Annotated in this window: 11 protein-coding genes; 9 read left to right on the top strand and 2 right to left on the bottom strand. The window is 70.4% G+C overall.

Annotated elements, in window-relative coordinates; genetic code table 11:
• Positions 1-186: 186 nt before the first annotated feature.
• The 8 genes from J2Z79_RS03975 to J2Z79_RS03940 all read left to right on the top strand — a co-directional run bounded on the left by J2Z79_RS03975 (position 187) and on the right by J2Z79_RS03940 (position 7,308).
• Positions 187-915 (top strand): ABC transporter ATP-binding protein, encoded by a 729-nt coding sequence (locus J2Z79_RS03975; protein WP_209465563.1) that lies wholly within the window; start codon positions 187-189, stop codon positions 913-915.
• Positions 915-1,649: an ABC transporter permease gene (locus J2Z79_RS03970; RefSeq protein WP_209465562.1), complete on the top strand. Its 735-nt coding sequence runs from the start codon at positions 915-917 to the stop codon at positions 1,647-1,649. Before J2Z79_RS03975 ends, J2Z79_RS03970 begins: the two co-directional genes overlap by 1 nt.
• A gap of 21 nt (positions 1,650-1,670) precedes the next feature.
• On the top strand, positions 1,671-2,231 hold the full coding sequence (locus J2Z79_RS03965) for an RNA polymerase sigma factor (RefSeq protein WP_209465561.1): 561 nt from the start codon (positions 1,671-1,673) through the stop codon (positions 2,229-2,231).
• Positions 2,221-2,733 (top strand): zf-HC2 domain-containing protein, encoded by a 513-nt coding sequence (locus J2Z79_RS18795; RefSeq protein WP_209465560.1) that lies wholly within the window; start codon positions 2,221-2,223, stop codon positions 2,731-2,733. Before J2Z79_RS03965 ends, J2Z79_RS18795 begins: the two co-directional genes overlap by 11 nt.
• Complete coding sequence (locus J2Z79_RS03955) at positions 2,726-3,859, top strand: DUF8173 domain-containing protein (RefSeq protein WP_209465559.1); 1,134 nt, start codon at positions 2,726-2,728, stop codon at positions 3,857-3,859. Before J2Z79_RS18795 ends, J2Z79_RS03955 begins: the two co-directional genes overlap by 8 nt.
• 119 nt (positions 3,860-3,978) lie before the next feature.
• A complete protein-coding gene (locus J2Z79_RS03950) occupies positions 3,979-4,341 on the top strand; it encodes a tautomerase family protein (RefSeq protein WP_209465558.1) in 363 nt (120 codons plus the stop codon).
• A gap of 70 nt (positions 4,342-4,411) precedes the next feature.
• Entirely contained in the window at positions 4,412-6,391 is a 1,980-nt protein-coding gene (locus J2Z79_RS03945; protein WP_209465557.1) for a copper amine oxidase N-terminal domain-containing protein, read from the top strand.
• Positions 6,392-6,423: 32 nt separating this feature from the next.
• Positions 6,424-7,308, top strand: coding sequence for a fumarylacetoacetate hydrolase family protein (locus tag J2Z79_RS03940; protein WP_209465556.1), 885 nt, complete (start codon positions 6,424-6,426; stop codon positions 7,306-7,308).
• Positions 7,309-7,817: 509 nt separating this feature from the next.
• Here the strand turns inward: J2Z79_RS03940 and J2Z79_RS03935 are convergent.
• A complete protein-coding gene (locus J2Z79_RS03935) occupies positions 7,818-9,587 on the bottom strand; it encodes an ABC transporter ATP-binding protein (RefSeq protein WP_209465555.1) in 1,770 nt (589 codons plus the stop codon).
• On the bottom strand, positions 9,587-11,326 hold the full coding sequence (locus J2Z79_RS03930) for an ABC transporter ATP-binding protein (RefSeq protein ID WP_209465554.1): 1,740 nt from the start codon (positions 11,324-11,326) through the stop codon (positions 9,587-9,589). Before J2Z79_RS03930 ends, J2Z79_RS03935 begins: the two co-directional genes overlap by 1 nt.
• A 352-nt stretch (positions 11,327-11,678) precedes the next feature.
• Between J2Z79_RS03930 and J2Z79_RS19090 the strand changes: the two genes are divergently transcribed.
• Positions 11,679-13,943, top strand: coding sequence for a nitric-oxide reductase large subunit (locus J2Z79_RS19090; RefSeq protein WP_209465553.1), 2,265 nt, complete (start codon positions 11,679-11,681; stop codon positions 13,941-13,943).
• Positions 13,944-13,984: the final 41 nt, after the last annotated feature.

The raw sequence follows: 13,984 nt of genomic DNA, 5'->3' as shown, positions 1-13,984 counted from the left end.
CCCGAACTGGCGCACGCCCTGCCTGGGGCCGGGTCTCAGCGGTTCGCACTCCAGCGCGAAGCGCCCCTTGCGACTTCGGTCGCAGGGGGCGTTCCTGATTTTCTTCCCAAAATGGGCGAGGGGTGAAAGAAACGGCTGCCCGCGCGCGTACTACCCGATGAAAGTGCCCACAGAGGAGGAGGATACATGACCGCAATCGCAGTTCACCACCTCACCAGGCGATTCGGCAACCGGACGGCGGTCGACGGCCTCAACCTGACCATCTGCAAGGGCGAGCTCTTCGCCCTGCTGGGGCAGAACGGCGCGGGCAAGACGACGACCATCAAGATGCTCTGCTGTCTGCTGCGCCCGACCAGCGGGGACGCCGTGCTGCTGGGCGACAGCATCGTCGCCATCCCCGCGGCCGTCAAGCAGAAGCTGAACGTGTCGCCTCAGGAGACCGCCGTTGCGCCCAACCTCACCGTGCGCGAGAACCTCGTCCTGATGGCGCAGGTTTATGGCGCCGACTCCCGGGCTGCCCGCGCCCGGGCGGAGGAGATGCTGCAGGCCTTCGGGCTGGCGGAGCGGGCGGGCGACAGGGCCAGAACGCTCTCCGGCGGCATGCAGCGCCGGCTCAGCATCGCCATGGCGCTGATCTCCAACCCGGACATCCTCTTCCTGGACGAGCCCACGCTGGGGCTCGACGTGCGGGCCCGGCGGGACCTCTGGAGCGTCGTGCGGGCGCTGAAGGGCAGGATCACCATCATCCTCACCACGCACTACCTCGAGGAGGCCGAGGCGCTGGCCGACCGGATCGGCATCATGCACGGCGGGCGGCTGCAGGCCCTGGGCACGGTGGCCGAGCTGAAGGCGCAGACCGGGACGGAGAGCCTGGAAGAGGCGTTCCTGGCACTTACGGGAGAGGGGGTGAGCTGATGCGGGCCATGGCCTTCGCCGCTCGGAACAACAAGGAACTGGTGCGGGACCCGCTGACGCTGCTGTTCGGGGTGGGCTTCCCGCTGGCGCTGCTGCTCCTGATCTCGACCCTGCAGAAGAGCGTGCCCAACGAGGCTTTCCGGATCGAGCTGTTCGCGCCGGGCATGGCCGTCTTCAGCCTCTCGTTCATCGCGCTGTTCGCCGGCATGCTCATCGCCCGGGACCGGAGCAGTTCCCTCCTCATGCGGCTCTTCGCCTCGCCCCTCACCGCGGCCGACTACATCCTCGGCTACGCGGCGCCCATCCTGCCGCTGGCCGTCGCGCAGAGCGCCGTCTGCTTCGCCGTGGCGTTTCTCCTCGGGCTGCCGGTGAACGCCGGCGTGCTGGTGGCGCTGGCCGTCCTGGTTCCGGTGGGCGCCATGTTCACCGGGGTGGGGCTCCTCATGGGGGCGCTGTTCAGCGAGAAGCAGGTGGCCCCCTTCAGCTCCATCCTGGTGAACGCGGCCACGCTGCTGGGCGGAACCTGGTTCCCTTTGGACATGCTGGGCGGTACGCTGAAGACGATCAGCTACGCACTGCCGTTCGCCCACGCGGTGGACCTGACCCGGGCTGCGCTGGCCGGCGACGTGACCTCCGCCCTGCCGCACCTCTGGTGGGTGCTGGGCTACGGGGCCGTCGCATTCGCCGCAGCCGTGGCGGTCTTCCGGGCCCGAATGCGCAGCGGGGAGGCGTAGCGCGGAAGGGAGGCGAGGCGATTGGAGGAGCGAGAGGCCGTCCGCCGGTGTCGCGGCGGCGACCGGGAGGCCTTTGGGCACCTGGTCCGGGAGCACCAGGCTGCCGTCCTGGCCCTCTGCCTCCGCATGACCGGAAGCCGCGAGGACGCTGCCGACGCCGCCCAGCAGGCCTTCCTCCAGGCCTACCGCCGGCTGGAGACGTACGACCCCGCCCAGCCCTTCCGCCCCTGGCTCATGAAGATCGCCGCCAACGAGTGCATCGCACTCCTTCGTCGCCGAGGCCGCCAGCCGGAGTCCGGCGATGAGTCGGCGCTGGAGCGGGCGGCGGCTCCCGGACCGGACGCCCCCGCGCTGGTGGAGCTGGCCGAGGACCGGGAGGCGGTGCGCAGGGCGGTGACGGCGCTGCCCCCGCCGTACCGGACCGCAGTCATCCAGTACTACTTCGAGGGGCTCAGCTACCAGCAGATGGCCGAGCGGTCGGGCCTGCCCACCGGCACCATCGCCACCCATCTGCACCGTGCGAAGCAGATGCTCAGGCGGATCCTGAGCGAGCGGGAGGTGACGGTGCACCATGCACCCTGAGACGGAGCGGCTTCACCTGTACCTGAGCGGAGCCCTCGACCCCGCTGAGCGGCGGGACGTGGAGGCCCATCTGGCCGGCTGCGGCGAGTGCGCGCAGGCGCTGGCGGAGCTGGCGGCGGAGGACGCAGCGCTGGCCGGCGCGCTGGGCCTCGATCCCGCCGAGGCGGCGTGGGTCGAGTCCGTGGACCTGGTGGAGCCCGTGATGGCGCAGATCGCCTGCTCCCCCCGGTCCACCCCCGTGCTGGTGCTGGTCGCCGCGCTCCTCAGCCTGGCCGGCTACCTGGGCGGAAGCCTGTGGACCCATCTCCTGGATCTTCTGCCGGAGCCGGGCATCGGGAGCTTCATCGCCCTCGTCCGCACGGCCGGTCCGGCGGCGCTGCGCCTGGTGCTCTGGCTGGGAGAGGGCGGGCTGCTGGCCGCCCTCTGGCCCCTGTTCGTCGCCGGCGCCGCAATCGGACTCGGGTACGTGCTCACGAAAGGGGAGGAAAAGCGGTATGCGTAGAGTTGCCACTGTTCTGCTTGTGGGCGTTCTGCTCGTTCTCGGCCTGGTCCCCGCCGCCCTCGCGCTCGACCGGCGGGACGGCGACCGGATCACCGTCGCCGCCGGCGAGACCGTGGACGACGACCTGATCCTCACCGGCGTCGTCGTCTCCATCGAGGGCACGGTGAAGGGGGACGTCATCGCCTTTGCCCAGGTCGTCAACGTCGCCGGCACCATCGAGGGCAACCTGGTGGCCATGGGCCAGGCGGTCTACGTGAACGGCCGGGTGGGCGGATCCGTCTACGCCGTGGCCCAGGGCCTGCAGGTGAAAGGGCAGGTGGAGGGCAGCCTCGTGAGCTTCGGCCAGGACACCGAAATCGACCGGGACGCGGCGGTGGGTGGCAGCTGGATCGGCTTCGGCAACGGGCTCCGCGCGAAGGGCAGCGTCGGCCGCGGCGTGCTGGCCTTCGCCCAGGACCTGCGGCTCAGCAATACGGTGTCCGGCGACGTGGAGGCCTGGGCCGGCCGCCTGACCCTGGGCCGGAACGCCGCCATCGAGGGGGCCGTCACGTACCACAGCGAGCAGGAGGCCGTCATCGAGTCCGGGGCCCAGGCGGGCGCCGTGAAGTTCGTCCCCCGGGAGAGCCGCAGCAGCAGGGCCGCCACCGCGGTCCCCGGGGTCCGGCAGGCGGTCCGGTTCGCCGGTTTCCTGGTGGTGGGCCTCATCCTGCTGGCCCTGCTGCCGGGTATGCGCACCCGCTTCCCCCGGGCCGTCGTGCGGCACCCCTGGCAGTCGCCGCTGTTGGGCTTGGCCGCCCTCGTGGCGGTCCCCGCCGTCGCGGTCCTGCTGATGACGACGGTCGTCGGTGCACCGCTGGGGCTGCTCGCGCTCCTGCTCTACCCGGTGGCGATCTACGCCGGGCAGGTGCTGCTCTCGTGGACGGTGGGCAGGCTGGTGGCCGACCGCTGGCGGTGGCTGGGCGGCCAGCATTGGGCCCTGATCTTCCTGGCCGGAGCCCTCGTCACCACCGCACTGACGGAGCTGCCCTTCATCCGCTTCGCCTGCAGCGTCGTCGCCGTGGTCTACGGCCTCGGGGGCCTGCTGTATGCGCTGATCCGCAGGGGCGACGAGGAGGTGGCCGCCTGACGCCAGTCGAATCTCATGGGGGAGGACTCCGCACGGGGCGGAGGCCTCCCCTGTAACCTTCCGACTGCAGGAGGGTATCCTCCGGTCTGAGTCCGCAGCGAGAAAGGAGCGAGTTCCCGATGCCGTTCGTCACCGTGGACCACCTTGCAGGTGTGGAGCCGGAGGTCCGCCGCCGGCTGCAGCAGCGCGTTGCCCAGACCGTTGTCGACACGATCGGCGCACCGCCGGAAAACGTGCGCGTCTTCACCCGCGCCTTCTCCCCGGAGGACATCTACCGGGGCGACGGCGAGGTCGCCGGGGCCCTGCCCATGATCCGCGTCGAACTCATGGCCGGCCGTTCACTGGAGCTGAAGCGCGCCCTGATGGTGGGGCTGGCCAGGACGGCGGCCGAGATCCTGGGTGTCGACGTGGCGCAGATCCGGACGGTACTCTACGAGAACCCGCCGCACCACTTCTGCTTCGGCGAGTCACCCCGCGGGTAGCGCAATAGCTCGTACCACGAAACTTCGCATGGAATGCCCCCGTCCAACTGGTGGTAAGGGGGAATTACCGATGCGGATCGCGCGCGTCTGGCTGCTGTTTCTGGCCCTCGCCCTGCTCATGGGCAGCACCGCCCCGGTCCGGGCGTCGGCGCCGCCCATCAGCGCCGTGTGGATCGCCGGCAACTACTACCCGGGCGGGGAGCTCGGGGAGATGGTGGGCGACTACGCCGTGCTGCACTCGCGCAGGGTGCTGGAGGCGCTGGGATTCTGGGTCAACTGGTCGCCGGAGGACGGCTCCAAGACCGTCTGGGGCGGATACCTGACCGAACCCGTCGTCTTCCGTCCCGGCGAGAAGCAGGTTACCGTGGGCGACCAGATCTTCGCCCTGCCCGTTGCGCCCTACGTCAAGGACGGGAAGATGTACGCCCCGCTGGAGCTGTTCCGGGCCATGGGCCTGCGGGTGGAGTGGGTCTCGGCCACCCGGGAGGTGGAGATCACCCCGCCGCCCTACAGCCAGGTGGAGCCCTTCGGGCCGGCCGGCACCCTCTTCACCGGCCTCGGCCAGGACGAGGAGGGGCGGCTCTACCTGATCGTCGGCGACTCCTCCCCGTCGGCCTGGCAAAGCAGCGACCGGGGCGCCACCTGGGAGCCGCTGGACGTGAAGGGCGACGGCGAGTGGCTGGCCGAGCTGGTCGCGGCCGATCAGAACCCGGCTGGTGCGACCTATCCCGGCGCCTACCAGGTGGTCTCCAGCCCCGACGATCCGTCGTGGGCCTGGGCCCTGCTGCAGGGGGCGGTCATGGTGAGCCAGGACGGCGGGCAGACCTGGCAGAAGGCCGCCGACCCCTGGCCCGTCAACCCGGAGAAGTGGCCTGACATGCGGCTCGTGCCCGGCGTGGGGCGCGAGGTCTTCCTGCTCACCGGCGACCGGGGCGTGCTCTACTCGCCCACGGGCGGCGGCCAGTGGTTCAAGGTCACCGGCTACTGGCCGGACGCGCAGGTGCGGGACGCCCTCGTGGTCGACGGGCGGCTCTTCCTCGCCACCACCGCCGGCGGGGTGATCATCCCGCAGCGCATCCCGCAGGCGGCGAAGGCGCTGCCGCGGCTCGCCCCGAAGGCCATCGACTGGGGCGGTAACCTGACCGGCGCGTTTGAGTCGGCCGGCCGCATCTGGCTGGATCCGGAGCGGGAAGGGTTCGTCTACGCCCTCCTGTCAGCCGAGGGCAGCCAGGGCATCTACCGCACCGCCGACGGCGGCGCCACCTGGGCGCCGGTTCCCGGCATCGCGGTGGAGGGGTGGTGGTCCGGGTTCTTCCACCACCCGACCGAGTCCGGCCACTACGGGTACCAGCGGATGGACGGCATCTGGGTGACGCGGGACGACGGGGCCACCTGGCACCACATCGCACGCGAGGCCACCCTGCGGACCCTGATGGGGAATCTCATGTTCCTTCCCTCCGGCCGGGTCATGGGCAACACCGACGGCCTGGGCGGCAGCCACCTCTACTACTCGGATGACCTCCGGACCCTGGTGTCGGCGGAGGGCGCTCCCCCCTGGCACATCACCAGCATCGTCGCCAACCCGGCCGTCCCCGGCACGCTCTACGCCTGCGACTGGTCCGACGGCAGGTTCTGCCTGACCTCGACCGACGACGGCGCCACGTGGCAGCCGCTGGCCGCGCAGCCGCCCGCGGAGGCCGGTCCGCCATTCCGCCTGAGCTGGGGTGCCTCTGCGCCCGACGAGCTCATCGCCGGCCGGTTTGTGACCCGGGACGGCGGGCAGACCTGGGAGCCGCTGCCCTTCTTCCAGGAGGGAGACCGGGTGCGGGAGATCGTCTTCCACCCGGGCGACCCGCAGCACCGGGTTGCCCTGCTGGAGACGGACCAGGGCATCCAGGTGCTCGTGACCCACGACGGCGGCCAGAGCTGGGCATCCATCGGCCACCCCCCCGGGGCGCCCAACATCCAGTCCGTAGCGATCGACCGGGCGGGCAACCTCTGGGTTAGCGAACACGCCGGCGTCTGGCGAATCCCCGCCGGCAGTTGGTAACCCAGAACCCCTTTGACGGGGAGTGATCGACCGTGATCCTCGTCACCTACCGGACGTCGGGCGGGCTGGCGCTGGGTGTCAGGACCGCCCGGGGCATCCTGGACGTGGGCGCCGCTTGCCAACGCCTCGGGTGCGAGGAGGTGCCGCACGGCGTGGACCAGTTCCTCGCCGCCGGGCTCGACGCCCTGGAGCCGCTCGCACGGTTGGCGGACCGCGCACGGGAGCACGCGGACCTGTTCCTGGTCGAGTCGACGCTCGTTTTGGGGCCGCCCGTGCCCCGGCCGGGGAAGATCATCTGCGTCGGCCTCAACTACCGGGCGCACTCGGCGGAGATCAACATGGCGGCGCCTGCGCATCCGGTGCTCTTCTCCAAGTTTGGCAACGCCATCGCCGGGCCGGGCGAGCCGGTCCGCCTGCCGGCCGCCGCTGAGCAGTACGACTACGAGGCCGAGCTCGTGGTGGTGATCGGCCGCCGCGCGCGGCGCGTGGCGGCCGGCGAAGCCCTCGACTACGTGCTGGGCTACTGCAACGGCAACGACCTGAGCGCCCGCGACCTGCAGATGCGCACCAGCCAGTGGCTGCTGGGCAAGACGCTGGACGGGTTCCTGCCCATCGGGCCCTACCTGGTGACCCGGGACGAGGTGCCCGACCCGCAGAACCTCGGCATCCGGCTCTGGCTCAACGGCGAACTGCGGCAGAGTTCGAACACCCGCAGCATGATCTTTCCGGTGGCCGAGCTCGTCGCCTACGCCAGCCAGTACCTGACGCTGGAGCCCGGCGACATCATCGCCACCGGCACGCCGGAGGGGGTCATCATGGGCCTGCCGGAGAAGGTCTGGCTGAAGCCCGGCGACCGGGTAACCGTTGAGATCGACGGGCTGGGGCGGCTCGAGAACGAGCTGGTCGCGGGCGAGTAGAGCACGACTGCTTGTGCCTCGGGCAGGACGGCTCGGCGCCGCTGGCGCGCACTGGCGGTAATGCTCCTCGTCGGCCGGGCGTGTTCGCTCCGCTGCGCTCGCGCCGGCCTCCTGCGGAGCTTTGAACCGGCGCCAGCAACGCGCCTGCGCCCGCCCTGCCCGAGTCCACGGCTCGGGCGCTCGTGTTCCAGCACAACAAGGCGGCTCTCTGGTGCAGGCTCTCCTCGTCGGCGTGTTCGCTCCGCTGCGCTCGCGCCGGCCTCCTGCGGAGCTTTGAACCGGCGCCAGCAACGCGCCTTCGCTCGCCCTGCCTGCGGCCACGACTCAGGTGCTCGTGCTCCAGCACGGCAAGCGGCTCGCTGACGCGGGCTTGACTCCTCGCTGGCCGGGTGTGGTCTGCGCCGGCGTCCGAGCGTCCGCATGACACAGATCGAAGTCCAAGGGGCTGTGCTGCTGGCAGATTACGCTGCCTACAGCACAGCCCCTTCTGCATCCTCAGAGCCCGTCTGCTACACCACCATCTCGACCGCGGCGGACTCGGGCGCCACGGCCGCCCACAGCTCCCGCATCGCCGGCGAGGTGCGCAGCAGTTCGGCCAGCGGGCCGGCGGCGACCAGCCGGCCCTCCTCCAGCAGGAGGATCTGGTCGGCCTGCTCCAGCGCCGCCCGCCGGTTGGAGACGCAGAGCACCGTTGCGCCCTCCTGCGCGAAGAGCCTGCGCCAGAGCAGCGCCTCCGTCTCGTTGTCCAGGGCGGAGGAGATGTCGTCCAGCACCAGCAGTTCGGGCCGCCGGGCGAACATCCGGGCCGCGGCGGTGCGCTGCACCTGGCCGCCGGAGAGCTTCAGGCCCCGGGAGCCCACCTCGGTCTCCAGCCCCTGGGGGAACTGCGCCAGGTCCGGCTCCAGCACGGCCGCCTCCACCGCCTCGTTCAGGTCGATGGCCGACTCCTCCAGGCCCATCAGGATGTTCGCCCGGAGCGTGCCCGAGAAGATCCGGGGCACCTGCGGCGTATAGGCGATGCGAGGCGGGGTGAAGAAGGCCATCGGATCCGTGACGGGCCTCCCGTTCCAGCGCACCTCGCCGGCCTCGGCCGGCAGCAGGCCCAGCAGCGTACGCACCAGCGTCGTCTTCCCCGCGCCGATCTTGCCGGTGATCACCGTGAAGGAGCCCCGGGGGATGGTGAAGGAGACGTCCTCGACTCCCCGCCCAGTCTCCGGGTGGCGATAGGTCAGGCCGGTCACGGTGAGCCGCTCCAGCCGGTCCTCCGGGCGCAGCACGGGGGCAGGGTCGGGCCGCAGCTCCTCCGTGAACTCCAGCCTCCTCCGGGTCAGCAGCTCCTCGTCGCCGCCGGCCAGCTCGGCCATACGGGCCTGGTAGACCCCCATCGCCTGGAGCTGGGCCACCGACTCCGACAGGCCCCACATCCGCCAGCCCACCTGCTGGAGGAGCAACTGGAAGAGGGCGAACTGGCCCGGGCTGAACTGCCCGGTGGCCAGCAGGGGCGCGGCGGCGAGGATCACCAGGCCGAGGCCAACGTAGAAGCCGTTCTCCGACAGGGCAAAGAGCAGGCCCCACTGGAGCCGCTCCTTCAGGCTCGCGTCCTCCCGGTCGCGGTTTACTGCCTGGAACCGGCGCAGGGCGTCGGGCACGGCGCCGGCCACCTGCAGCACCGCAACGGCGCTCAGGATCTCGCCGAGGTAGCCCGTCACGGCCTCGGTCCGATCCATCACTTGGTCGCGGTAGATGACGATGTTCTGGTGGATCCGCCGCATGGCCAGGAAGATGCCGGCGATCCCGGCGGCGCCCAGGGCGGCCAGCAGCGGCTGGATGGTGAACAGGTAGGCGAAGATGCCCAGCGCGGCGCCCACGTGCACCAGGGCGAAGGGGAACCGGTTCATCTGGAAGCTGGACTCCTGCACGTCGTCGCGGAACCGGGTGATCGCTTCACCCGGGGTGACGGGGAGGGGAAGGGCCCCCGGCCGCCGGTAGATGCCCAGAAGCATGTTGACCCGGAGCAGGGTGGTGGTGAACCGGTCCATGAGCGTGACGCCCACCTGCCAGATGAAGGCGGTGAGCTGTTCACCCACGCCGGCCACCAGGAAGGCGACGGCGTAGAGCACCGGCTCGCGGGTCGTTCCGGGCAGGGCGTCGAAGAAGCGGGAGGTCATCACCGCCGCCAGGGCGGCAAGCGCTGACCCCAGTCCGAAGCCGAAAGCCGTCAGCAGGGCGGCCGGCAGCATCATGCCGTAGAGCCGCCGCACAAAGGTGAATCCGCTCATCAGGCCAGCACCTCCTCCCGGCCGACAAAGCGCAGCTGGCTGTAGTGGGAGTGCGGATCCCGGGCGAGCAGGCTCCGGGGGCCCCACTCCACGACCGAGCCCTGCTCCAGCACGAGAATGTAGTCGGCCCGCTCCACCGTCGTGAGCCGGTGGGCGATGATGATGGCAGTTCGGCCGGCCAGCAGCCGGTCCACCGCCGTCTGCAGCAGGGCTTCCGTGACGGGGTCGATGCGGGCGGTGAACTCGTCCAGGATGATCAGCCCCGGGTCGCGGAGCGAGAGGCGCACCAGCGCGAGCAGCTGCGCCTCGCCCGCCGAGAGGCCGCCGCCCGCCGGGCCGATGCGGCTGTCGAGCCCCTCCTCGAAGCGCCCGAACCACTCGGTCAGGCCGAGGTCCGCCACCGCCGCCCAGATGCGCTCGTCGGTGATGGCCGGGTTGAAGAGCGCGAGGTTCTCCCGCAGGGTGCCGCCGAAGAGGCCCACCTCCTGGGTGATGAGGCCGATGCGGCTGCGCAAGGCGTCCAGCGGCACCTGCCGGATGTCGACGCCCCCGAGCCGGACGCAGCCCTCCTGCGGGTCGTAGAAGCGGCAGAGCAGCCGGATCAGGCTCGACTTGCCGCTGCCCGTGCGCCCAAGGATGCCCAGCGTCCGCCCGGGCTCCAGGTGGAAGGAGAGGCCCCTCAGCACCGGGCGCCCCTCCTCGTACTGGAAGGAGACCCGGTCCAGGGTGACGGAGAGGGGGCCGTCGGGCAGGGCTGCCCCGGCGCCGTCGGTGATGGCGGGCTCAACCGCCTTCAGCCGCACGAGGCGTCCCAGGGCCGCCCGGGCCCGCTGCATCTCGTCCATCTGCTCCCGGATGGTGGCGATGGGCTCGTTGAGCAGGTCGACGTAGAAGAAGAGCATCATGGCGGTGCCCAGGGTGACGGACCCGGCGCGGTAGAGGTAGAATGCGAGCAGCAACATGGCGAACAGGCTGAGCGCCCACGCGCCGATGGTGACGCCGGAGGCTGTCGACTCCAGGAAGCGGGCGCGCCGGCGGAGCCGCCAGTGCTTGGCTGACATCGCGACGAGCCCGCGCACGACGTAGCCGTCGGCGCCCAGCGCCTTCACCTCCTCGCGCCCGGCGATCCGCTCCTCCACGAAGGACATCATCTCTGTGGCGGAGGCCCGGATTCCAGACCAGGCCTTGACCGTGATCGAGGAGACGCTGAGCACGGCCGTCGCGTTCAGGGCGAAGGAGCCCAGGCCCACGAGGCCGGGCAGCCAGCCCTCGGTGAAGAGGAACAGGAGCACGCCGAGGATGAGGAGCAGCGAGGTGCCCACCTGGGCGACGAACTGGGAGAAGAAGCCGGCCAGGGTGGTCACGTCGCCGTCGATCCGCTCGATGAGCTCGCCCGGCGTGTGCTCCTTGTGGAAGGCGATGTCCAGGCCCAGCACGTGCCGGGCCAGGTCCAGGCGGAGGGCGTTGGTGGCGCCCCAGGCGATGCGCTCCGAAAGCATGGTGGCGGTGATCCTGAGCGCCTGGATGAGCAGCGCCCCGGCCAGGAAGAGCCCGGCGGGGAGGAGGAGGGCGGGGAGCGGCGCCCCCGCCAGGGTCCGGTCGACCAGCGACCGGAGCAGCTGGGGGAAGAGGAGTCGGAGGCCGGTGGCCGCGATCATCAGCGAGACGAGGAGGATGAGGCGGGCGCCCATGGGCTTCAGGTAGGTCCAGAGGAAGCGGAGCGCCCCTTTCAGAGACATAAAAAACAGGCCCCTTTCGGTTGGTTGTGATCGGGTGGATAGCATCCTACCTGCTCACAAACGAACCTGGCCCGTGCGTATGGAGGGGATCGCGCGCGCAGCTCAGTTCATTGTGAGCGTTTGTCGAAGAACCGGGGGAGGTTGAAGTACAGCACCTCGCAACGCCTCCTTGTCGCCAGAAGTGTGACAGTTCTTATCCTAGGGGCAGCGGCTGCGCCCGTCAACGGCGGCTTCAGGTTGAACCATCCTTTCCGGCGGCGCGGGTGACGGGGCCGGCGAATCGGGCCGGATGCACGCAGGGCATGCTAGGGCCGGACACCGACTCCGGCATCTGGCATGGGAGGGCATCTCTGTGCGCTACACTCGGCTCTGGTTGGCGCTGGCGCTGGTCATCGCCGCCTCGTTTGCCGTGCTTGGCTACTACGGCTGGGACACCTACTGGAAGGCCCCACCGATCCCCGAGCGGGTGGTGACCACCGATGGCGCCGTGCTCTTCACGGGCGACGACATCCGGGACGGCCAGAACGTGTGGCAGTCGATGGGCGGCCAGGAGGTCGGCAGCGTCTGGGGCCACGGCGCCTATGTCGCGCCTGACTGGACGGCCGACTGGCTGCACCGCGAGGCGGTCTGGATCCTGGACGCCTGGGCCGATGAGGCGTATGGCACCGCCTACGAGGACCTCGACCCCGAGGCGCAGGCCGCCTTGCGCGCCCGGCTGATGCAGGAGCTGCGCACCAACTCCTACGACCCCGCCACCGGCGACCTGGTGGTCTCGCCGCTCAGGGCGGAGGCCATCCGGGCGGTGGCGGCCCACTACGACAGCCTCTTCGGCGCCGACCCCTCCCTTGCCGACCTGCGGGAGGCCTACGCCATCAGGGCCAACACGGTGCCCGACCCGGCCCGGCGGGCGCAGATGAGCGCCTTCTTCTTCTGGTCGTCGTGGGCGGCCTCCACCAACCGGCCCGGGTCGGACGTCACCTACACCAACAACTGGCCGCCGGAGCAGCTGGTGGGCAACCGGCCCACCGGCGAGGCCGTGGTCTGGTCGGTGGTCAGCTTCGTGCTGCTGCTGGCCGGGGTGGGCGCCCTGGTCTGGTACTACGCCGCGGAGCGCCACCGGTCGGAGGGTGAGCTCTACGAGCCGCCGGCGAGCGATCCGCTGCTTTCCGGGCTGAAGGTCACCCCGTCCATGAAGGTCACCCTGCCGTACTTCTGGATCGTCGCGGCCCTGGTGATGGTCCAGATCCTGATGGGCGTCATCACCGCCCACTACGGCGTGGAGGGCTCTGGCTTCTACGGCATCCCCCTGGACCGGTGGATCCCCTACTCGCTGGCCCGCACGTGGCACACGCAGCTGGGCATCTTCTGGATCGCGACCTCGTGGCTGGCGACCGGACTCTTCATCGCCCCGGCAGTCTCAGGGTACGAGCCGCCGCTGCAGCGGGCCGGCGTGCTCTTCCTGCTGGTCTGCCTCGTCATCATCGTCGGCGGGTCCCTGGCCGGGCAGGCGGTCGCGGTCCAGCAGGGCCTCTCCCTGGAGGCCAACTTTTGGTTCGGCCACCAGGGGCTCGAGTACGTGGACCTTGGCCGGTTCTGGCAGTGGTTTCTCTTCGTCGGCCTCTTCCTCTGGCTCGCCCTGATGCTGCGGGCGCTGCTGCCTGCCCTGCGGAAGCCGGGCGAGCAGCGGAACCTGCTCTTCCTGTTCGTCCTGTCCTCCTTTGCCATTGCGCTCTTCTACGGGGCCGGGCTGATGTACGGGCGGCAGACCAACTACGCCATGATCGAGTACTGGCGCTGGTGGGTCGTGCACCTGTGGGTGGAAGGCTTCTTCGAGGTCTTCGCGACCGTTGTCATCGCCTTCCTGTTCACCCGCCTCGGGCTCCTCCGCACGACCACCGCCACCGCGACGGTGCTCTTCTCGACGATCATCTTCCTCTCCGGGGGTATCATCGGCACGTTCCACCACCTCTACTTCACCGGCACGTCGATGGCCGTGATGGCCCTGGGGGCGGTCTTCAGCGCCCTGGAGGTGGTGCCCCTGGTGCTGATCGGGTTCGAGGGCTACGAGAACCTCACCCTGAGCCGGTCGAAGCCCTGGGTGCGGGAGTACCGCTGGCCGATCTACTTCTTCGTGGCCGTCGCCTTCTGGAACCTGGTGGGTGCGGGGCTCTTCGGCTTCTTCATCAACCCGCCCATCGCCCTCTACTACATGCAGGGACTGAACACCACCCCCGTGCACGGCCACACGGCGCTGTTCGGCGTTTACGGTCTGCTGGGCATGGCGCTCACGCTCTTCTGCCTGCGGGGGATGACGTTGGGGCAGCGCTGGAACGACCGTCTCCTCAGCTTCGCCTTCTGGTGGATCAACGTCGGCCTCGCCCTGATGGTGCTCCTGAGCCTCTTGCCGCTGGGGCTCCTGCAGACCTGGGCCAGCGTGGAGCACGGCATGTGGTACGCCCGCTCGGCCGAGTTCATGCAGTCCGACCTGATGAACCGGCTGCGCTGGCTGCGGGTCGTCGGCGACACGATCTTCGCCGTGGGCTGCCTCGCCTTCGGCTGGTTCGTGGTGACGCGGCGGCCAAACCTGCCGCAGCAGGCGGGCCTCTCCGGCGACTGAGCCCATAGGGCCGACGGCAGGCGGGCAGACTAGCGGAGGAG

The sequence above is a fragment of the Symbiobacterium terraclitae genome (assembly GCF_017874315.1).
Classification (GTDB): domain Bacteria; phylum Bacillota; class Sulfobacillia; order Symbiobacteriales; family Symbiobacteriaceae; genus Symbiobacterium; species Symbiobacterium terraclitae.
The sequence above is the reverse complement of the archived record's forward strand: the minus strand, read 5'-3'. Positions and strand labels throughout refer to the sequence as shown.